Source organism: uncultured Campylobacter sp. (assembly GCF_905372745.1).
Classification (GTDB): Bacteria; Campylobacterota; Campylobacteria; order Campylobacterales; family Campylobacteraceae; genus Campylobacter_A.
On record NZ_CAJPQR010000038.1, the window covers coordinates 1 to 21173 of the forward strand.

Genomic DNA, 21173 nt, shown 5'->3' on the forward strand with positions numbered 1-21173 from the left:
AAAAGAAAGCCGCAATCAAAAAAGAAGAGATAAAGAAGGCATATTTTGGGGAGGATTACGTAGGGCCGAAAGAGGTAAAGGCTGAAGATAAAGCGGATAAAAACGCGACTAAGTAAAATTTGTTAAATTTAATAGCTCGAGCAAATCGGGCTATTAAATTTATACAGGTGGGGTAAATTATTGTTGCTACGATGCGCGGCTACTGGGTGCTGCTTGATAGCGTTTTTGCCGATAAAGGCATAAAATTAGCTAGCACATTGCAGGTTTGCTAGATGCAAAAATAATACTCGGAATTAAACTTCTATAAATGCTGCAGATTAGAGCCATAAACACGTAAATTGTGGGCTTAAATGCAAAAACAAAGTCTCTTCACTTTCCTGGCTTATTTCTTTCTAAGCTATCTAGAAATTCTTCTATGCTAGATCGCTTATAAACGATTCTAACGGTATCTTTACTTTATTGCTATTTTTCATTTTCCACTTGGCCTGGGTCTGAATTGGAATTCCAAATTGCTCAAAAAGTTCTGCTGGCGTTAGAAACGTTTCGTTCATATCGTTATTTCCTTAAGATTATTAATGTGTTTTAGGAAATAATATAGTTTAAAATAAGAAAATGCAAGCAAAAGTAGAGTTCACTACGTAAAAATCAAAAATATTTTTATCTTTGATATTTCTGAGCTTATACCAATGCGATAAAATAGGTTTTTGAGCTGATACAGTCAACTTTTCATCTGGCTTAATATGAATACTGTGAGTTTAATTAAAACTAACTTAAACATAATTTATTTGCGCCATCATTCTGCTCGTGATTTGGAAAAATAAATTTTATATATTTTTTGGAAAATATTAGAAAACCTGGCAATAAAATAGTGATATTTTTATAATATAAAATTTGATCTCGTTTCTCATGGTATCTCCAAAGATTATAAAGGCAAGCAAATATAGAATTATTGGGCTTCTTGGTCGCACGATCAGTCCAGCATCCGGAGCCATTTGCTTATAAAAAATCCCTTTGAGATCCCCATTTTACCAATATTTCAAGAGTTTTAAGTTTTCTTGTTTTTATTAAATTTGTTCCTTATTTGTTCCCGAAATTTTTTAGTATTTTAGCTTTTTGTTATGCGTTCTAAATCAATCTAAAATGCCTTGGGCTCTCTTTAACTTAAGCTCACGCAAAAAGAATTATGGTCTTATAAGTAATGAGCATAGCGAAGTTAAAAGATAAGTATATAGTCCATTTAGGAATTTCTGAAGCTAAATTTAGAGAAATTCTAAAGCACTTCGCAGAGGATATAGAAGCATCAAAGATATCAAATTTAACTAAAATTTCAGAAGCAACCCCATATAAAATCTTTAGAGAAATAAGAATTCTTGTGTCTAAAGAGTATGAAAAGATAGGCAAGTTTAGCGGTTAAATTCCCAGCTCGCAATCTCGCCTAGAAGCTTCGCTTTGAGATAGATGAAAGTTACTTTTACTTCGCTACGCTCGTAACTGCGCCTGCGAAACTATAAGCGTAGCAAAGTAGAGTTTAGATATAATAACAACAAAGATACAAAAACTTTATAGAATATTTTATCAAAGATGATAAGAGAGAATCAGCTTGGGTTTAATTGAGCCAAAATAAATATACCGCATAGGAGCAAATTTGCGTCTAAAATACTTTTATATAATAGTTTTTCTAATCTGGCTTTGCATATTTATCGCCTTGCTGCCCGCTCATAAAATTTCAGCGATCTTAGAAGCGCTTGATTTTAGCGATAAAAACCTGACGCAAAGAGAGCTCGTAGAGCTAAATTTAAAAGATTACCTAAAAAAGCTTCATTACTTAGATAATTATCCGCGAAGGGATTTCGGCAAGATGGCGGATATTCACTTAGACGAAAACGGCTATGAGAGAGTACGATTTTCGTGGTGCAACGGCGATAAATATCCAGATGATAGATGCGAATTTTGGAAGCTGGATAAAAGACTAAATTTTGATTATCTAATGGATCTGGGCTCTAAAATTTGCAAAGACGGAGAACCTATACGAAACGCCGAAGAAATCGTAGAAAACGACGAGGTTTTAAAGCTACGCCTCTTTTATCCTTGGGAGCAAGGGCATTTGATTGACGAAGATGGAAATTTTATAGATAATTTTATATATATGAGGTTTGGGGATGGCGCTTTTAATCAATTAGGCCTATTTACCGATTTTGTATTCACAAATAAAATGAATATACGCTCTTTGTTTAATGAAAATAAAGATATTAAATCCAATATAATTATTACGAATAAAAATTGCTATCATGCACTTTTGGAGCCAATTTTCAAAAATTTATTAATTGGAGATAAAAAAGCGGATATAGAATCTTTTTGCTATAACTACATACATATCAAGAATAAAATTAATTGGTTTAATAATAAAGAGAAAATCGATTGCGATCACTCTTATTTCTTTTATTACATACCTATATATAAGAAGATGAAAATGAGCGAAGAAGATGTATTGTTCGATAGTCATGTATTTTCCTATAAAGATATAGAGACTTTGTTTAAGCAATACCAAAATTTAAAGAATCAAAAGAACAAGATAAATTTTAACTCGCAAGGAGAGGACAATGGAACCGAAAGCAAATGATTTGCCTGAGGTAAGTGGCGTAGGAACGATTGATTTAGGCGGCGATTATCTGCTAGAAGTATTAAGCTATTATATATAGGGGCAAAAAGAAAGACCCAAAGGCGATAAAATAGTTAATGAGTATTAGGCCAATAGAAAATATGGCGATGAAAATATAAATTTAATTTTTTCCAAACAGCAATATTTAGAAAAATTTTTTGGTATCGATAGATTGTTTAAAGACGGACATCTAAATCCTCACGCCGATAGACTATCTAATTTTACTAAAATAACCGATATGTGATTTTACTTTCAAAATACGATTTTAAAGACAAATTTAGCCAAAAGAGTAATATGCTAAATTTGCATATTACTTAAATAATTCTTAAAAAAATATACTAATTTTAAAACTAAATTTATATTTGCCGTTGTATAATAATCCCATAATTTTCAGTAATACCAGAAAGGAGCAAAAATGGAAGAGATCGTAAAGACCACCTGTCCATATTGCGGTACGGGCTGCGGCATCGATCTTATCGTGCGAAACGGTAGAATCGTAGATGCCAAACCTAGCAAAGACCACCACGTAAACGACGGCGAGCTTTGCTTAAAAGGAATGTTCGGATGGGAGTTCGTAAACTCTCCTAAGCGCTTAAGCCGACCGATGATGAGAAAGCTAAACGGCGTCTACGACAAGCACGGCGAGCTTGAAGAAGTGAGTTTTGAGGAGGTTTATGATTTCCTCGCGGATAAATTTAAATCCACCGTCGCAAAATACGGACCAAGCTCGATCATGGGCTTTAGCTCCGCGCGCTCAAATAACGAAGACAACTACGTTTTCCAGAAATTTTTCCGCGCCCAGGGCAGCAACAACGTCGATCACTGCGCCCGTCTTTGACACGCTCCTACAGTGGCAGGTCTTGCCAGCACGCTAGGAAACGGAACGATGACGAACGATTTGGTCGAATTTGCGACCGACACGGACGTATTTTTACTCATCGGTACCAACACGAGCGAGTGCCACCCGATCATCGCTATGCAGATGCAGCGCGGCCTTCAGCGCGGCGCAAAGATGATCGTCGTAGATCCAAAGCGCACCGATATGGCCAAAAAAGCCGATATTTTCTTGCAAATCCCGATCGGAGCGAATATCAAAACGCTAAATACGATGATGCACGTAATCATCGCCGAAAATTTGCAAGATAGCGAATTTATCGAGAAGTACTCCGAGGGATTTGAATATCTAAAAGAAGCGGTTAAGGACTTTACGCCTGAGCGTTTCGAGCGAGAAACGGGCATAAAAAAAGAGCTCATTATAGAGGCAGCTAGAATGTATGCTAAAGCAGGCGCGGCGGCGATTTGCTACACGATGGGTATCACGCAGTTTAGCGACGGCACGTCAAATGTCTTTTCGCTATCAAATTTAGCCGTTTTAACGGGAAATTTAGGCAAAAAGGGCGCAGGCGTAAATCCTCTGCGCGGTCAAAACAACGTCCAAGGCGCATGCGACATGGGTGCGCTGCCTAACGTCATCCCGGCAGGCGCGGTAAACAGCCCTTACGCACAGGAGCAAGCGCGCAAAGTATGGCACTTTGAGCTAAATCCGGTTCCGGGCTTTAAGCTAACGCAAGCACCCGATAAAATGGATAGCGGCGAGCTAAAAGTCCTCTACGTCTACGGCGAAAACCCCGTAATGAGCGATCCTTGGACCGAGCACTTCGTCCACGCCGTACATCACCTAGACTGCTTTATCGTGCAGGATCTTTTCTTTACCGAGAGCGCGCACAAGGCCGATGTGGTGCTACCTGCCGCGGGCTGGGGCGAAAAGGACGGAACCTTTATCAACACCTCTCGCCGCGTCCAACGCACTCGCAAAGCTAGCGAGCCCGTTAACGGCGTGGAGCCTGATTGGAAGGTCGTTTGCAACATCGCAAACCGCATGGGGCTAGAGGGGTTTGATTTTGCGAGCCCTGAGCAAATTTGGAACGAGCTAAGGGAGCTTATGCCTAAATTTTTCGGTGGTATCAGCTACTATAGACTAGGCAAACTAGGCGGTATCAGCTGGCCTTGCCCGGACGAGGAGCATCTGGGTACGCCGGTGCTTTACGCAGATCACAAGTCCATGCTGCCAGGAGGCAAATTCCGCTTCGCGCCGGTACTTTACGTAGACGATAAAGAGGAGCGCGCAAAGGCAGAAGCCGAATTTAGAGCCAAGATGAATATCCCGGACGGCTACCCAGTCGGTAGCGGCGCGCTTAGCGAGGTGCCAGACGAGGTATATCCGTGCCTATTTACGACCGGACGCAAGGTCTATCACTACCACACCGGCACGATGACTAGAGAGTGTCCGGCTCTTGAATACGGTGCTGGCATCGAGGGCGCGCTCATAGAGGTGAGTCCCGATATCGCTCGCGAGAGGGAGCTAGAGGAGGGCTGCTACGCGCTCGTACAAAACAAACGCGGCCAGATCGCAGCCAAACTACGCGTAAATCCGGATCTAAAAGAAGGCACGATATTTACGACCTTCCACTATAGCGAGGCTGACGGTAACGAGCTAGCCAACGCCGGCGATCCGGATCCGCTCTCGGGCATCACGCCGCTAAAGATGACGATAGCAAATATCAGGCGTCTAAGCGAAGAGGAATTTATCAAATTTAGAGAGCAAAACGAGATGTCGATGCACTCGGCAAATCCGTACTTATCGCCTGTAAGGGCTTAAATTTAGGGCGGGAGACCGCCCTTTTCTACTTAAATTTTATCTACATATTGATTTCAAATTTATCCGCATTCAAATTTGACGAACTATCTATGTAAATTTAATGAAGCGAAAAGAAGCGTGAGTTAAATTTGACGCAGTCAAACCGCGTCAAATTTGATGAGATTGCTCGCCCCTGCAATCTCAGCAAGAGCGAGCTAAATTTTAAGATTTTATTTTAAGCCTATCGCCAGCATAGTAGGCGAGCTTCCAGGTTGGAGTTTGTTTTAGGTCTTTAAAGCCGTAGCCGCGAGCCTTGACTCTATCGCCGTAGATTTTTTCTATCATTGCGGATTCTCCTACTAGCAGCGCCTTTGTCGAGCACATCGCCGCACAAACCGGCACCTTTCCTTCGGAAATTCTATCCTGGCCGTACTCTTCGCGCTCGGCTTCGCTATTTGTCGGTAGCGGACCGCCTGCGCACATCGTGCACTTATCCATCGAACCTTTGGCGCCAAACACTCCCTCGCGCGGAAACTGAGGCGCGCCGAACGGACACGCGTATAGACAGTATCCGCAGCCGATGCAGATATCTTTGTCGTGTAGCACGACGCCGTCGGCTCTGATGTAAAAACAATCAACCGGGCAAACCAGCGAGCACGGAGCGTCCTCGCAGTGCATGCAGGCTATCGAGGTTGATATTTCCTTACCAGGTACGCCTTCGTTTAGCGTGATGACGCGGCGGCGGCGGATGCCAAGAGGCAGCTCGTGAGCCTCGTCGCAAGCCACCGCACAGCCGTTACAGTCGATACATCTATCGTCGTCGCAGTAAAATTTAAGTCTATTGTTATCGTTAAATTCGCTCATTTTACGCCTTTTCTATGCGGCATAGACCGCTTTTGGTTTCAGGAATCTGAGTGTTTATATCATATCCGTAGTTAGTGACGGTATTTGCGCTCTCGCCTACCGCATAAGGCTTGGTGCCTTCCGGGAAATTACCCGTCATATCAACGCCTTGCATATAACCCGCATAATGAAACGGCATAAAGATGGTGTCGGGTTTAACGGACGGTACCACTCTGGCGCGCACCTTAACCTTAGTACCTTCAGGCGAATGAACCCAGATGAAATCCCAGTTATTAATGCCGTGTTTAGCCGCAAGTTCAGGGTGGATATCCGCAAACATCTCAGGCGTCAAGCGGCTTAGATACATACTAGCTCTCGTCTCCATGCCCGCGCCGCTAAAATTTACGAGGCGAGCCGTCGTGAGGATAATAGGAAATTCTTTTGAGTAGTCCTTTGCTAGCTGGACGGATTTAAATTTTGTATCGACGCGGTTTTGAAGTTTCTTATCCTCAAAGCTCGGATACTTCTGCGCTAGATCAAATCTAGGCGTATGCAGCGGCTCTCTGTGAAGAGGAATTTGATCCGCAAAAGTCCAAACGATCGTCCTAGCTCGCGCGTTGCCGTACGGAGCGATGTTTTTCTCCATGCATTTTTTAGCGATGATATTACTATCGTCATGTATCCAGCTACCGCCTATTTTAGCCTTTTCATCCTCGGTTAGCGTGATGCCTAGCACCTTTTCGATGTTATCTTTTTTGATCTCCGGATATCCGCCCTTGACAAACGAATCTACTGGCGCGCTACCGTCTGCGGCTAATTGGCTAACTCCGTTATGCTCTAAGCCGAAGCGGTTTCTAAAACCCATACCGCCTTGCCTAACGGACTTGTTTATATCGTAAAGTATCGGGCTGCCCGGATGATCCTCCGTCCAGCACGGCCACGGCAGACCGTAGTATTCGCCTTCGACTACGGTGCCCGGTTTTCCTAGACTTGTTTTTTCGTCAAATTTATCCCAGTTTTCTTGGTGCTTTTTGAGCCTTTCCGGAGTCCAACCCGTCATGCCTATAGTTTTTATTATATTTGCGATCTCGCGCGTAGCAACCTCAGGCCACTCGATCTTACCTTCGGCGTCTCTGATCGTGCGCGTTAGCTCGTCATAGTAGCCTAGCCTTTTGGCAAGCTCAAACAAAATTTCGTGATCCGGCATACTCTCAAACAAAGGCTCTACGACCTGGCTTCTCCACTGGCCGCTGCGGTTTGTCGCTACAACCGTACCGCTGGTTTCAAACTGCGTCGCCGCAGGCAGTATGTAGACGTCGTCTTTTTTGTCAGTTATCACGCCGGCATCGTTTACGAAAGGATCTACCAGCACTAAAAGCTCAAGCGCATCTAGGCCTTCTTTTACTTTTACTTGTTGCGCGGTTGATGTGATACCGTTGCCGATTACCACTAAGGCTTTTATACTGTCGCCGGCATTATCTACGGCTTCGTTGCCGTTTTTACCGTCAAGCACACCCGCCCACCATTTTGATAGCGTAAATCCGGGTTTAAACATCATTTCAGGCTTAACGAAATTCTTTTGGAGCCATTCAAAATCGACCTTCCACATCTTAGCGAAGTATTTCCAGTTGGCTTCGTTTTTTGGATAGTACCCGGGTAGCTCGGTCGGCAAATTCGCCATATCCGTCGCGCCTTGAACGTTGTCGTGACCGCGCAGAATATTACAGCCGCCGCCTGATACGCCCATATTTCCTAGCACTAGTTGCAGGATCGGAGCGATACGAGTGTTTGAGCTGCCTATGGTGTGCTGAGTTAGACCCATCGCCCAAACGACCGATCCCGGGCGATTTTTGGCATAAACTTCGGTTATCTCAAGAAGCGTCTCTTTTTTGATCCCGCAAACATCGGCCACGACTTCAGGCGTCCATTTGGCAGCTTCTTCGCGGATCAGATCCATACCGTAGACGCGGTCGTTTATAAATTCCTTATCTTCCCAGCCGTTTTGAAAGATGATATTCATCATGCCATACATAAAAGGTATATCCGTGCCGGTGCGAATTTGAGCAAAATAATCAGCCTTAGCCGCAGTTCTCGTGTATCTTGGATCGACCACGATTAGCTTTGCGCCGTTATTTTCCTTCGCTTTTAGAAAATGTCTAAAGCCGACCGGGTGATTTACCGCCGGATTTGCGCCCACTATAAAGATAGACTTCGCGTTTTGGATATCTCCAAGATGATTGGTCATAGCTCCGTAACCCCAAGTATTCGCCACACCGGCGACTGTAGAGCTGTGTCAAAGACGTGCTTGGTGATCTAGATTATTAGTCCCGAACATCGCTACGAATTTGCTTATATAATAGCTTTGTTCGTTGCAATCTTTTGCAGAGCCTAGAAACATCACTTGTTCAGGGTTTTTCTCGCGATACGCTTTTAATTTGGCGCCGATCTCGTCAAGCGCGTCTTTGTAGCTGATGCGTTTCCATTTACCGCCTATTTTTTTCATCGGGTATTTTACGCGGCAGTGAGAGCGCACCATATCGATGACGTCACTGCCCTTACAGCAGTGGCCGCCAGCGCTTACCGGGTGATCTTGGGCTACTTCTTGGCGTACCCAAACGCCGTTTTCTACCTCGGCGCGCACTCCGCATCCAACGGAGCAAACCGTACAAACGGTTTTTACGATTTTAGAGTTTGGAAACGGATTTGCCATTTCTTCTTTTGTGGCGCTTCTAGTTACGCTGCTAGCAGCCAGCCCGCTCATGCCGCCCGCTACGCCTGCTAGCGCGGCCATTTTTAAAAACGATCTTCGCCCGACTGCGTTTGAGTGGGGCATAAGACGTAAATTTGCCTCAGACATATTTATCCTTTCTTAAATTTTATTATTTCGCTTGTTCGTAGTATAGATCCCAGTTTTTGCTTCTTTTATAAAGCACCTCGGTCTTTTTGCTTTTACCGTATTTTAGGTTTGACGCCGCTGCCGTCGCTACTCCGGCCGTAGCCGCTACCGCGCCGACTAGCCCCGCCTTTTTTAAAAATTCTCGCCTATTTTTTTGCATTTTCTTCCTCCATAGCTTTTAGCTTTCTCACTCGGTTTTTTTGCCTTCTTATGGCCTCAGATCTTGAAACTCCATCCAAGGTCTTTTTGCTTTCGCCTTGATTTATAGGACGAGGCGCGTTTAAAACTACGCGCTCAAACTCTATAAATCCTTGCAAAAGCACTGCGACGTCTTTGTAAACTTCGCTGCTTTCGTGGTCAAAAAGATCATTTATAAACTCGTCGATGTTTGGGTTTATGATCTCTTTAAAAAGCTGCTCCTCAAGCTCGCCGTATAACTCCAGCTCGCTCTCGCGCGCGATAAATTCGCTCATTAGCGCAAACACGAAACCCACGTTGTCTTCGTTTTCTTTAAATTTAGCCTCGTCGCGCCTAATGTCTGTGCGGGCTAAAATTTTACGCACTTTAGCGCAGGCGTGTCCGACCTCGTAGCCCTCGTCGTAGTAGGACAGCGAGTTTCTGAGCGGACTTGGCAGAGCGTGGAAAATTTCATCGAATTCATCCACTAAATTTTGCGGATTTTTTTCGTCGAATTTTGCCTGTATGCGCATTATCGCGGCGGCCGATTCTTCGTTTAGAGCGTGCGCCGAGGCAAGGCCTAGCATCGCGTTTACGCCGCTAAATCTATCAGCGCCTTGGCTAAAAACGAAAAAACGCGAAAATAGCGAGTAATAAAGCCCGCGTCCCGCCGCAAATTCGCCCTTGCTAGTCATTGCCTTCCTTTATCATATTTATCTATTTTTTGAGATTTTTCTCGATTGTGAAACTATACTACTTTTTGGCTTATTTCTTATACTTAAAAAAAATTAAATCAAAAAAATTAATATACGCTTAAATATGCCTTAGTTGCATATTGCTTATAGCGAATTTTAGGGGATAAAAGAAATATGAAATTTACGCATATATCTTGCTTTTACGCTTTATTTTGATATTTACTTTTAACTCGGCTATTTTAACGGGCGCTAAATGAGCCTAAATTTAAAACCTGGAGCAAAATTTGCAAAATTTGAGGCTCATTCAAGCCCCAAAAACGCTCCTTCGTCAAATTTAAAATAAATATTTTCGCCGACGTTAAAATTTTGCGAATTAGGCGCCAGGGTTTTTATCAAAAAGTCTCCGATTTTGATTTTTACCAAAAGATCTTTGCCAAGATAGAGCGAAACCGAGTGCAAAATACCACTCAAGCACCCATCGACAGGGGTTTTGCTTAGAGTTACTTTGCCGGGATTTACGGCGATCTTTACGGCGTTACGTAAATTTGACGGCAAATTTACGACCGCATTTTCGTCAAATTTTAAAACCCCGTCCCGCGCGTCGAAAATATTTTTGTATTCAAATTCGCACACGCGACCCTTGTGCAAAAAGACGTTTTCTTCGGCAACCGCGCTTAGCCATTTATCATCGTGGCTAGCGATCACAAAGCCGCAGCCGTATCTTTGCCGCATATAAAGCACCGCCTTGCCAAAAAGCTTTGAAGTGCCCACGTCCACGCTATTTGTCGGCTCGTCGAGTAGATAAAGCCGCGATCTAAGCGCCAAATTTAACGCAAAGCTAACGCGTTGCGTCTGTCCCGAGCTAAGCTCAAAGTGGCGCTTGTTTAAAAAGCTCTCGTCAAGCCCGACCAAATTTAACGCCTCGCTCGTTCGCTCGTCAAATTCTCCCAGTACTCCGCGGCTTTTTAAAACGGCTTTAAAATTTTCCCTCACGGAGCGTTTTAAAAGCGCTGGTTCTGGTAGCAAAACGCTAACGTCGCGCAGTAAATTTAAGCTAGGCGCGCTGCTTCCCCACAGCCGCACTTCGCCGCTAGTGGGCTTTTGTAAAAATGACATCACTCGCATTAGCGTGCTTTTGCCGCTGCCGTTACTGCCCGTTAGCGCGGTGATTTTGGTGACGTTGATATCAAGGCGCGGGATGTTTAAAATCTCGCTTGCGCCGTAGTTTAGGCGTAAATTTCTAACGTTTATCACTGCACGCCTTTCTCATTAAATTTACAAAAAGACTCAAATTTGACGCGCCTAGCCCGCTTTTTGCGAGCGTAAATTTTCTAAATTTATAAAATTTCATTTATCCAGCCTTTTTAGCGCGTGTATCGTCAAATTTACGGCAAATGCGATAAAGATAAGCACCAAAGCCAGCGCTATACCCATCGCAAACTCGCCCTTATTCGTCTCCAGCGATACCGCAGTCGTGATCGTGCGAGTAAAATATTTGATATTTCCGCCGATCATCATCGCCACGCCGACCTCGGCCACGATACGCCCGTACGCCGTCGCTACGACTACCATCAAAGCATATCTTAGTTCGTAAAGCACGCAGCCAACGAGCCTTGGCGCGCTCAGGCGTAAATTTAGGATGGTTAGATAGTGCTTTTTGTCCATATTTTCAACGACGCTAGCGCTTAGTGAGACGATGATAGGCAGAGCCAGCACGAACTGGCCCAGCATAACGGCCTTTAGCGTAAAAAGCAGTCCAAACTCGCCAAACGGGCCGTTTCGCGTGATAAATGCGTACAAAATAAGCCCGATCGCAACGGTGGGCATCGCAAGCGCCGTATCGCTGAGCAGTCGCAAAATCCTGCGCCCTCTAAAATCGTAAAATCCCAGCGTAAAGCCTAGCGGAAAGCCGACTAAAATCGCAAAAAATATCGAAACGCTCGAAGTGTAAAGCGTCGCCCTGATCGCCGAATACGTCTCCTCGTCGCCGCTAAAAAGCAGTCTAAAGGCCTCCAAAAATCCGTTTAGTAAAAAATCCAAATATTATTTCTCCGTGTGTTTATATGGTTAATTTAATGTGCTATAATAGCATACTTTTTAAAAAAGGAGAAAAATGAAAAAAGTAATATTAGGCTCGCTAGTTGCGAGCGTTTTGGCGTTTGCGGGCGATAGCGAACTCATCATGGCTACCACTACCAGCACCGATAACACGGGGCTACTAGACGCGATCTATCCTGCGTATAAGGCAAAAACCGGCGTCGATATCAAATGGACTGCCGTAGGCACTGGAGCTGCGCTAAAACTAGGCGAAAACTGCGATGCGGACATACTTTTCGTGCATTCGCCAAAAGTTGAGAAAGAATTCGTAGAAAAGGGCTTTGGCGTCGAGAGAAAAGCCGTAATGTACAATGACTTCGTCGTCATCGCCGATAAATCTATCGCAGATAAATTTAAAGGCAAAGACATAAAAGAGAGCTTTGAGCTAATCAAAAAAGAGAATATCAAATTTTTCTCTCGCGGCGATAAATCAGGCACCGATAACAAAGAAAAAGGTATCTGGAAAAAGATCATCGGCGAAGTACCTGAAAAAGACGGCTGGTATATGCAAACCGGCCAAGGCATGCTAGCTACCATCAACGCAGCAGCCGAGCAAAAGGGCGTGACGTTCACCGACCGCGGCACCTACATCAAGTACGAGGACACCAAAAAAGGCGCGCCTGAGATGGTCATCATCAACGAGGGCGACAACGACTTAAAGAACTTCTACTCGCTAATCGCGGTAAATCCGAAGCACTGCGCTAAAGCCGACATCGAAAACGCGAATAAATTTATCGAGTGGGCGACGAGCGAAGAGGGTCAGAAATTTATCGGCGACTTTAAGCTGCTAGATAAGCCGCTTTTCACGCCTGACGCGAATACTCGCAAGAACTAACTTTATTTACGCGCAAATTTGAGTCGAATTTAGAGCTTAAATTTGCGTGATTCGGGCGCGCTTTGCGCCCTTTTTGTAAATCAAAATTTATTTTTTGCCTCTTCTTCAAAATTAAACTCTCCGACGCTATTTTTCAATACTTCAAAACATTCATTACTAACGGCTTCATCTTTAGTATATGCTTGATATATTGCTTCCCCTTTTTGCTAGATTCTATATCTCGTTGAGGATTAATTATCAGTAGCCACTTTGCACTACCTTGTGTCAAGTTAAAGGTACTTTACTTTTTGTAAACAGGCGTACATATATTTACTATCTCTGTTTCTTCAGGGTATAGTGTTGTATCAAAACAATCCTTATGTTCAGTAAAGTGAGAACTATATGAAGTATAAGCAGTGTTATAAAAATTCATAATAACAAACTTCAAAAACTGATATGGAGTCAATGCAGATGATACTGGTATTCTGCAATTTCTATATTGACCTATAGTTAGGTGAGAAACCGGATGGATAATAGGTCGGCTTGTCTTCCGCCCTTTACTATCCTTTCTATCATCAAAATCAAACCTTAGAGGCACAGAAACTACTCTTCTATCTAAAATATCACTATAAATTTCATCTTCCAAATAAATGTCGGGTTCGTTTTGAAATATCTCTAAATCAGGTGCAGGGGAAAAAGCCAATCGGTGACTCTCTATTTTATCTTTTCTAAATCGATATTGCATCTGTATTAAGGCTCCATCTATCATTTTTATATTGAACATTTTATTTCTATATAACTCTAAATACATATCTGTATATGGAATGCTCTTTAAAAAGATATTATTGTCATAAGTACTCACACTCACCTCTTCAATCCCCTCTGAATATTTCCTTATAGATGGAAAATTTTGATCATCACAAAGTTTGGTTTCAATTATATTGGCTGTTATCCTTTTTATCTGGGTATAAATTTTTTTTGCAGTTAGCATTAGAACTACTCACCTCTTTTCAACAATTTTTTTAGGCGAGCAATCTGTTCTTCTCCCAAGTCTTCTAAGAAAATTTCTCCAGTTTCAAGCTCTAGAATTAAATTTTCTATATTTGTTTTATTTTTCTCAACTTTATTCTTTTCTGCTGCACTCATATCACGATTAACTATGTTCATTTTTTCTCTTTGAGATTTATCTGGATAAATAAAATCCAAAGTATAATTGTGAGACTTTATTTTTTTATATTCATCAATTAATTTATCCATATCATCTCCAACACCTACAACTCTTACCCATGCTTTACTTCTTGTTATAGCTGTAAATAACTGATTTCTTTTCTTAGCTAAGTCATAATAAGAATCATAGCAAGATTCGGCATTTATAACATATACCATGGCTGCCTCATTTCCTTTAGCCCTATAAATACCGGTAAATGCCACTGAATCATTGTTTTCTGCAAAAAATATATCTGGTGTAGTATCTACTCCAGCTGTGTGAGAATTGATGTTTTTTTTAAAAAGCATAGCTCGAATAGGAGCTACATTTGCTTTTGTAGTCAACGGGTCAGGGTTAATTACAATAATATCATCTGTTCTTAATTCATCTTCTGTTAAATTGATTTTTATTTGCTCGGCAACCCATTTATTCTGTTCTTCTTGACTTTTAAAGGATTGGAATTTAATTAAATCATCGATATCAGAATGTTTTTCTAAGAATTCTGGACTACTTGATGCAGTTCTTGCCAAAACAACATGCTCTCCATCTTCTAAAGTTCCTTCTTTTACCTCGTAGCCAACATCTCCCCATAAGGAATGCTGTTCAAACATTTGCACCAGCCCTGTTTTTGAATTTGTCTCGTTCTCTCTATATATGCCAAAGCCTAGTGCATGGGCTGTCACCAATGCAGGTCTTGAATTTCTATAGCACTTTTCAAGAATAATATCCTGTTGTGGTTTTCCTTCCTCAGGGGCATAAAATTTAACTTTCGGTGTTCCGTTTTCAAAATTACCAAATATCTCTTCCGGTGACGGTAGAGACTGTGTTCTTAAATTTTGCAACTCATCGTATGCGTAAACCAATCTTTTAGGATTCTTTAACATCTCATAACACATCCTCAAAAAGCTTGGCGAAAAATCTTGCGCTTCATCAACCAACACAGCATCAAATATCTCCATGACATTCGATTGTGCTTCATCTAATGCTTTTTCACATGTTTCTCCAAAAGGGTCTAATGAGCCAAATATGCTTCTCGCCGTTCTATAATCTCTATACTGCACATTGTTCAATGCACAAAAAGTATAGTATATCCCATTATTATCTCCGCCACCAGAAGAACCCCACGCATGCATAATTTGCAAATTATCCCAATCAGGCTCTTCGTTTGTTTGTTCTATATAAAATGTGTTAATTAATCGTCTGAGTTGTCCTTTTAATGATCTTGTATTAAATGTAATGGCTATCTTCCAGTCAGGATGCTGAGCATGCAAATAAGCTGCTTTTAATGCAAGTACTATTGTTTTCCCCGATCCAGCTAATCCGCGTATCCTTTGCACTCCTTCAACCGTTTCTATTACCGCTTGACTTTGTCTGTTGTCTAAATTAGCAATAGAATCTTCCAATGCCTTTAGTTTAGCACCCTTAGAGTTAATATTTAAAACTTCTCTTCTCTTCTTTCCTTTTCTAATAGTTGAAATTGCTTGTAAAACTGAAACCAGATCATTATAATACTCTTGGTTTTTCCATTCCAATTCTGAAATACATTTTGCTAAGGTATTAGCATTACATAAATGATAATCCTTATCATGCTCTTTTGGTGTTACAATAAATGGAGCAAATGTTATTACATTTATATCAACGCATAATTGCCTTTTTTTTACCAATTGTTTATATCCTTTTAATTTGGATTCAACTTTATTGGCACAGTCATCCTGGATCTCTTCATAACCTTCAATATTCTTATTTTCAACTAAATTAAAAATAACCAATCCCTTTTTTTTAGAGATCCATAATGCATCTATTGGGTACGCCCCTTCTACGGTTCCTATTATCGGATATCCTATATATAGATATCCTTCTAAGTCACTCTCCATTTGAAAATATTTTTTTAATTCTTCACTGGCTAATGGTTTTTGCGTTGACCCAATAATTATATTTACCATAACAATTCTCCTTTTATTAATTTCACAATATCATTTGCTTTTATCTATAATATAACGTCACTGACCAAAGGAAGTTTTTTCAATTATTTTTAGGCTCAATATAAACTGAGCAGATACTCTCTTATTAATTATGCGATAAAAGTTCTTTTATAGAAATGTCACTTCCTGAGCGCTTCGCTTGTTTGTATCTTTGACATTATTATATCTAAATTCGCATTCCTTTAGGCGTAACAAGAATTTCTCTTTCTTTATCCCTTTAAATTTAGATAATTTATGTTTAGTGTATCCCAGAAGTTTTCTATACCGTTTATATGGTCTTTATCGTTATCAAATTCATTCTTTGGGTGTTTTACCATATAATGAGAAGCTGCCAAGCCACTATAAACTTTCCATTAATCAGGGTAAATAGTAGAGCTATCAAGGTTGATATAATACTATAATATCAGTATCATATAGGCTTGCTATCTCTTTTAAGCATACTATTCTACTTGCAGCAACGAGAGAAGCGAGGTTAAATGCTAGGGTTTTATTTGCCGTTCCTCTACCTATTTTTTCAAAAAGAGCACTTCTTATCAGTAGTAAACAAAGTTAAAGCATAATACCTCTTGCCGTCTAGTCTCAAAGTAGCTTTCATCTATATCAAATGCAAAGCTTCTATGAGAGCTTGTGGACTAAAAATATCATCTGAAAATTTAGACATTTCTTCACGCTCTTTAAAGATTAAAATTCTAATACTTTTTAGAATTTTATTAATGGAAATTCTAGAATTTCTGATTAAATTTACTGTTTTAGTAGCTTCTATATCTTCTACAAAACATTTTAGAATTCCTCTAAATTTCTTCTCTGAAATTCAAAAATGGATTATATACTTATTTTCATCGACAAAATCATATTTAAAATCGATTTGGAAGTTTTAACTTAACTTGAGCCTAGTTTATATGGCTTGCATAAATTCTAATCTTTACATATTAAATTTTATTTTTTCACTTAAAAAATTTTCCCGCCAAACATCTCGTACATCGCCTTTTCCTCGCCCCAGAGCTCGCGGTGCTTTTTGATGCAGGATTTTATCGCGCCCGTGAGATATAGCACGTCCTGCTCGGTGTGCGTGTAGTGCAGGCTCACGCGCACGAAGCTGGGCTTGCTCTCAGGCATGCGCCCCTCCTTGATACCCAGCAGATCGTGAGCGTACGGGCCCGCGCACATCACGCCCGCGCGCGTCTGGATACCATAGTCGTTGCTAAGGCTCGCGGCAAAATCATACGCCGAGACGCCGCGCACATTAAACGAAATTATCGGCAGCCGCGGCGCGCCCTTTGGAGCGTAGTTTATGATCTCGTCTATCCTTGCTAGCTCGCTCTCAAAAAGCCGCGTTAGCTCGTCCTCGGCGCTTTTTATTTGCTCAAAGCCAACCTCGTTTCGCAGCGCATATGCCAAATTTGCCCGCATAAGCCCGGTGATAGGCGGCGTACCGCCTTCTTCTAGCTGCTCAGGATTTTTCAAAAACACGTGCCCTTCGCGGCTAGCGTAGGCGACCGTCCCGCCTGCGGCAAAGGTCGGTATGTCGCTGTTAAGTAGCTCTTTTTTGATCGCCAAAAGCCCGCAGCTAGCAGGTCCGCCCAGCAGCTTATGCGGCGAGAGGAAAATAGCGTCGAAGTAATCGCAGTCTAAATTTGCGTGCGAGCTCAGCGCCGCGCAGTCAAAGGCGACGATACCGCCCGCAGCTCTGATTAGCTCGCTGATCTTTTTATAATCGCTGACGACGCCCGTGACGTTTGAAGCGGCGCTAAACGAGCCGATGATGCGGCGTCCTGTATTAATCTTCAAGATGCGCTCGAGTGCTAGCAGATCGATCTCGCCTGATTCACTAAGAGGTACGCGCAGGTAGTCGCAAAGCCCCTCGCGAAAGCTAAGCTCGTTTGAATGGTGTTCGTATGGCGAAACGAGCACGAGCGGAAGCTGCGCGGTGCGTAAATTTGCCTCGCCGATCGCGCTTCTGGTTGCAGGCGGCAGATAGATGCCTAGCAGCTCCTGAAATTTCTTGATCGCGGCCGTCGCACCCTGCCCACAGGCGATGAGATAAAACCGCTCGTCAAGCCCCAGTAGCTTTTTTAGACTCTCTCTCGCGCCCTCGTAACGACGCTGCGTGATGATCGCGCTAGAGCTACTGTCGGAGTGGGTGTTGGCATAGGTTTTGAGGGCGTCCGCTATCTCGCACTCTACGGGCTCGTAGGCAAGCCCCGAAGCGGTGTAATCAAAATAGTGCACGCCTTGTTTTAGTATGATATTTTTTCGTATTTCGTCTAAATTTAGCATTTTTTACTCTTTAAATTTGATGCGGTAATTATATTAAATTTTCGCAAATTTAGGGCTTTTTCTGGGAAATTTGAAGCTAATTTTGCGGGCTATTATTTCAAATTTGCGCTTAGCTGTATAAAACTTGCCGCGCGGCGATTTACTCAAATTTAAAAGATATTCACACGTAAAATTTGGCGGCAAATTTGTAGGCTGATTTTAAAATTTGCGGCAAATTTTTGCCCTAAATTTGGTGCGGAAAATAGATAAATTTAGCCTTGAGGCGTAGCCAAATTTGAGCAAAGATGAGGACGCTTTTTGATTTATCGGTCAAATTTACTCGCGTCGTTTGCGAGCTTAAAATTTACAAAACAAAAACGGAAATTTTAAAAACGATTTTTGATTTTTTGCGCAGATATTTGCTTGCGGCGACTTCGTTACGAAGGAAATTTAAGCGCTAAATTTAAAAAGTAGAATTTTAACCGCCAAGCGGCAAATTTAACGTTCGTTGCGAGTTTTTAAGGCAAAGAGACGCTAGCCGCAGAGGCTCGCGACCCTTTGCGAGAGGTAGAAATTTTTATTTATTTATAAAATTTTTCTCTAGCCACTCGATAGCTTTTGCCTCAGTTTCGAAGCGTCCGCTTTTAGCGACCTGATTTTGCCCCTCGTAGAAGCGAATCCTGATACCATCTTGGACGCTATCTACCTTTACTCTAGTGATCTTGTCTTTGTTTAGATAGACCCTATCGTTTAGTTTTACGTACATTTTTTCTCCCTTAAATTTGATGTGGTTTTATTTCTTTTTATCTTTTGCGTCGTCTTTGGTCGAGTCCTTTTTCTCGCCGTCTTTTTTCAAAAATAGCTCCTTAAAGCGCTTATCCGCAAAATCCTCGATATCGTTTTGTAGCTGCCTATAGGCGTTTATGAGCTCGTGTGCGCGCTCGTTTAGCGTCGTGCCGGCGTTTTCGCCGCCGCCTTGTTTGGTGGTAAAGAGCTCCTCTTTTAGATTTTTTTGCAAAATTTGCAGATGATTCCAACATTTTTTATAGTTCATGCCTAGGATTTCGGCAGCCTTTGAGATCGAGCCAACCTCGGCGATGACGTCTAGGACTTCGGTTTTGCCCTTACCGAATATCAGCTCGCCCTCGTCGTTTTCTATCCAAGTTTTGGTTTTTACTCTCATCTTTTTTCCTTTCTTCTCCTTAAAACACCCCAGCTGGCAGTATTTTACGTCGATTTTATAGTCTTTTAGCGTCGAGCGGATCGTCTTTAGCCCCACGCCCGCAGCTGTGTCTCTAGCGTCTTTGCACAGTATTCTGCCCTTTTCGTCGGTCATTTGTTTTAGCTGCGTCATCACGGTGTATTTGCCGCGTCCGTTTTCCAGCCCGCCAAACTGCCCCAACTCGCAGTTATCGATCTTTACGCCCATTTTTTCGGCCTCGTCGCTAACCTCGCCGATCTCTACGCCTAGCTTTGCAGCGATCTTAAACGCCGTGCCGCAATCTAGCCTACCCTTTGGATTTAGCAGTTTTTCGATTAATTCACGGATTTGCTCACTCATAGATTCTCTCCGCGCCGCTATATACGTTTATGTTTTCGCCGCGCGCAAAGCCGCACAGCGTGAGGTTAAATTTACGCGCTATCACTACGCCTAGGCTAGTAGGAGCCGTGCGTGAGACTAGCACTGGGATGCCGTGCATGACGGCTTTTGCCACCATCTCGGAGCTTAAGCGCCCGCTCACCATCAAAAACGAATTTTGTAGCTGCGAGCCGGCTAGTATAGCTTTGCCGACGGCTTTGTCTATGGTGTTGTGCTGGGCGATATCCTCGCCGATAAAAAACTGCTCGCCGCTAACAAAAAGCTTGGCCGTGTGCACGCAGCCAGTCATCTCGTAAAGCTCGCACTGCGTGTAAAACTGCCCCATCTGGCGCAAAATTTCGTCTTTGTGAAATTTTACGTCGGCCTTTATAGCGCGCGCCGCCATAGCCTCGGGGTCTATGTTTGCCGTCGAGCTGCGTCCACAGCCGCTGATTATCACCTTTTCCTCGTCAAACTGCTCGAGGCGCTTTTCGTTGATTTTAGCCTTTACCCGCACGCTTAAAGCATCCTCTGAAAGCTCGATACTCTCGATATCCTCAGGGCTTGCGATCAAATTTTCGCTGATGAGATAGCCTGCAGCTAGCGCCTCCTGATCGGTCGGAGTCGCCATCACCGCGCCGAAACGCTTGCCGTTTATGTAGATCTCAAGCTTGATTTCGCGCACCAAAATATCATCAACGACGCTTTTTTGCGCGCCTTTAAATTTGGTGATTTGGGTCGTAAAAATAGGTTGCATGATTTTCCTTAATTTTTGCGAAATGATAGCTTGAAAATCTAAATTTAAGATTTGATTGTAGTAAAATCTTGCTTAAATCAAGCAAAAACTTAAACGTATTTTAGCGCGTTTTTATCGGTATCTGATAATGATTTATATATGCGAATCTAGCATATATCTTAAGATGTTTTTTGACTAAGATTTTATCATTATCTATCATTTGAATAAGAAATGAAGGAATAATAAAAAATAGCATAAGGCTAGAATTGGATCGCACATAACTTGCCGCATATGTAGATTAAATCTTGAAAAATCATAAATATAATTTGCAGCCCGATGTAGGACTGAGAGGGAAGTTTATATTATACAGAATGAGAATTTACATACCAATATTGCAATGCATTTTTTCCAGTTGGGCCTCATGGCACAGCGCTAACCCCAACAGCCAGCATAGTGTCTGCAACATTTAATATCTCATCCATAAAATCTTTTGATTCCATTCAAAACTCCTTGAGTGCAAATTTTAATTAATCTTTTTAAAAATCATAGCGCAATTATTATCCTATTCTAGTTTCTTCGTGCGAAGTATATATT

16 protein-coding genes and 3 pseudogenes are annotated in these 21173 nt (G+C 42.2%); 4 read left to right on the forward strand and 15 right to left on the reverse strand.

Annotated features, from left to right (window positions below; genetic code table 11):
• Positions 1-413: 413 nt before the first annotated feature.
• A complete protein-coding gene (locus QZ157_RS09175; protein ID WP_295144738.1) occupies positions 414-551 on the reverse strand; it encodes a hypothetical protein in 138 nt (45 codons plus the stop codon).
• A gap of 647 nt (positions 552-1198) precedes the next feature.
• Between QZ157_RS09175 and QZ157_RS09180 the strand changes: the two are divergent.
• The 3 genes and pseudogenes from QZ157_RS09180 to QZ157_RS10630 form a co-directional block, all read left to right on the forward strand.
• Positions 1199-1411, forward strand: a pseudogene (locus tag QZ157_RS09180) (IS1595 family transposase); the annotation flags it as partial.
• Between the two features lie 234 nt (positions 1412-1645).
• Positions 1646-2620, forward strand: a complete 975-nt coding sequence (locus QZ157_RS09185) for a hypothetical protein (RefSeq protein ID WP_295144741.1) — start codon at positions 1646-1648, stop codon at positions 2618-2620.
• A 454-nt stretch (positions 2621-3074) separates the two neighbouring features.
• Entirely contained in the window at positions 3075-5318 is a 2244-nt protein-coding gene (locus QZ157_RS10630; protein WP_363148037.1) for a molybdopterin-dependent oxidoreductase, read from the forward strand.
• A 201-nt stretch (positions 5319-5519) separates the two neighbouring features.
• Here the strand turns inward: QZ157_RS10630 and fdh3B are convergent, their stop codons facing one another.
• The 6 genes from fdh3B to tupB form a co-directional block, all read right to left on the reverse strand.
• On the reverse strand, positions 5520-6161 hold the full coding sequence (fdh3B, locus tag QZ157_RS09200; protein WP_054196286.1) for a formate dehydrogenase FDH3 subunit beta: 642 nt from the start codon (positions 6159-6161) through the stop codon (positions 5520-5522).
• A 1-nt stretch (position 6162) separates the two neighbouring features.
• The gene (locus tag QZ157_RS09205; RefSeq protein WP_295144775.1) at positions 6163-8973 is read right to left on the reverse strand and encodes a molybdopterin-dependent oxidoreductase; all 2811 of its coding nucleotides are present in this window, start codon (positions 8971-8973) and stop codon (positions 6163-6165) included.
• Positions 8974-9019: 46 nt separating this feature from the next.
• Positions 9020-9196: a twin-arginine translocation signal domain-containing protein gene (locus tag QZ157_RS09210; protein ID WP_009496297.1), complete on the reverse strand. Its 177-nt coding sequence runs from the start codon at positions 9194-9196 to the stop codon at positions 9020-9022.
• Complete coding sequence (locus QZ157_RS09215; protein WP_295144750.1) at positions 9183-9908, reverse strand: molecular chaperone TorD family protein; 726 nt, start codon at positions 9906-9908, stop codon at positions 9183-9185. Before QZ157_RS09215 ends, QZ157_RS09210 begins: the two co-directional genes overlap by 14 nt.
• Positions 9909-10208: 300 nt before the next feature.
• Positions 10209-11162, reverse strand: a complete 954-nt coding sequence (gene tupC / locus QZ157_RS09220; RefSeq protein ID WP_295144752.1) for a tungstate ABC transporter ATP-binding protein TupC — start codon at positions 11160-11162, stop codon at positions 10209-10211.
• 93 nt (positions 11163-11255) lie between these two features.
• The gene (gene tupB, locus QZ157_RS09225) at positions 11256-11948 is read right to left on the reverse strand and encodes a tungstate ABC transporter permease TupB (RefSeq protein WP_295144754.1); all 693 of its coding nucleotides are present in this window, start codon (positions 11946-11948) and stop codon (positions 11256-11258) included.
• A 73-nt stretch (positions 11949-12021) separates the two neighbouring features.
• Between tupB and tupA the strand changes: the two genes are divergently transcribed.
• Entirely contained in the window at positions 12022-12840 is an 819-nt protein-coding gene (gene tupA, locus QZ157_RS09230; protein WP_122861808.1) for a tungstate ABC transporter substrate-binding protein TupA, read from the forward strand.
• 280 nt (positions 12841-13120) lie between these two features.
• Here the strand turns inward: tupA and QZ157_RS09235 are convergent, their stop codons facing one another.
• The 8 genes and pseudogenes from QZ157_RS09235 to fdhD form a co-directional block, all read right to left on the reverse strand.
• On the reverse strand, positions 13121-13810 hold the full coding sequence (locus QZ157_RS09235; protein ID WP_295144760.1) for a DUF2290 domain-containing protein: 690 nt from the start codon (positions 13808-13810) through the stop codon (positions 13121-13123).
• Positions 13811-13815: 5 nt separating this feature from the next.
• Complete coding sequence (locus tag QZ157_RS09240; RefSeq protein ID WP_295144762.1) at positions 13816-15969, reverse strand: ATP-binding domain-containing protein; 2154 nt, start codon at positions 15967-15969, stop codon at positions 13816-13818.
• A gap of 147 nt (positions 15970-16116) precedes the next feature.
• Positions 16117-16443 (reverse strand): annotated as a pseudogene (locus tag QZ157_RS09245) (transposase); the annotation flags it as partial.
• Positions 16444-16645: 202 nt separating this feature from the next.
• Positions 16646-16819, reverse strand: a pseudogene (locus tag QZ157_RS09250) (IS1595 family transposase); the annotation flags it as partial.
• A gap of 137 nt (positions 16820-16956) precedes the next feature.
• Entirely contained in the window at positions 16957-18285 is a 1329-nt protein-coding gene (locus QZ157_RS09255) for an aminotransferase class V-fold PLP-dependent enzyme (protein ID WP_295144765.1), read from the reverse strand.
• 556 nt (positions 18286-18841) lie between these two features.
• On the reverse strand, positions 18842-19030 hold the full coding sequence (locus tag QZ157_RS09260; protein ID WP_004321084.1) for a hypothetical protein: 189 nt from the start codon (positions 19028-19030) through the stop codon (positions 18842-18844).
• A gap of 27 nt (positions 19031-19057) precedes the next feature.
• On the reverse strand, positions 19058-19825 hold the full coding sequence (locus tag QZ157_RS09265) for a LysR family transcriptional regulator (RefSeq protein WP_295144768.1): 768 nt from the start codon (positions 19823-19825) through the stop codon (positions 19058-19060).
• Positions 19818-20600, reverse strand: coding sequence for a formate dehydrogenase accessory sulfurtransferase FdhD (gene fdhD / locus QZ157_RS09270; RefSeq protein WP_295144771.1), 783 nt, complete (start codon positions 20598-20600; stop codon positions 19818-19820). Before fdhD ends, QZ157_RS09265 begins: the two co-directional genes overlap by 8 nt.
• Between the last annotated feature and the right edge of the window lie 573 nt (positions 20601-21173).

Bases quoted from the DNA above. Each gene is read 5' to 3' on its own strand.
- fdh3B (WP_054196286.1), bottom strand. From the start codon at position 6,161: ATGAGCGAATTTAACGATAACAATAGACTTAAATTTTACTGCGACGAC.
- tupA (WP_122861808.1), top strand. From the start codon at position 12,022: ATGAAAAAAGTAATATTAGGCTCGCTAGTTGCGAGCGTTTTGGCGTTT.
- fdhD (WP_295144771.1), bottom strand. From the start codon at position 20,600: ATGCAACCTATTTTTACGACCCAAATCACCAAATTTAAAGGCGCGCAA.
- QZ157_RS09235 (WP_295144760.1), bottom strand. From the start codon at position 13,810: ATGCTAACTGCAAAAAAAATTTATACCCAGATAAAAAGGATAACAGCC.
- QZ157_RS09210 (WP_009496297.1), bottom strand. From the start codon at position 9,196: ATGCAAAAAAATAGGCGAGAATTTTTAAAAAAGGCGGGGCTAGTCGGC.
- QZ157_RS09260 (WP_004321084.1), bottom strand. From the start codon at position 19,030: ATGTACGTAAAACTAAACGATAGGGTCTATCTAAACAAAGACAAGATC.
- QZ157_RS09240 (WP_295144762.1), bottom strand. From the start codon at position 15,969: ATGGTAAATATAATTATTGGGTCAACGCAAAAACCATTAGCCAGTGAA.
- QZ157_RS09265 (WP_295144768.1), bottom strand. From the start codon at position 19,825: ATGAGTGAGCAAATCCGTGAATTAATCGAAAAACTGCTAAATCCAAAG.
- QZ157_RS09175 (WP_295144738.1), bottom strand. From the start codon at position 551: ATGAACGAAACGTTTCTAACGCCAGCAGAACTTTTTGAGCAATTTGGA.
- QZ157_RS09215 (WP_295144750.1), bottom strand. From the start codon at position 9,908: ATGACTAGCAAGGGCGAATTTGCGGCGGGACGCGGGCTTTATTACTCG.
- QZ157_RS09255 (WP_295144765.1), bottom strand. From the start codon at position 18,285: ATGCTAAATTTAGACGAAATACGAAAAAATATCATACTAAAACAAGGC.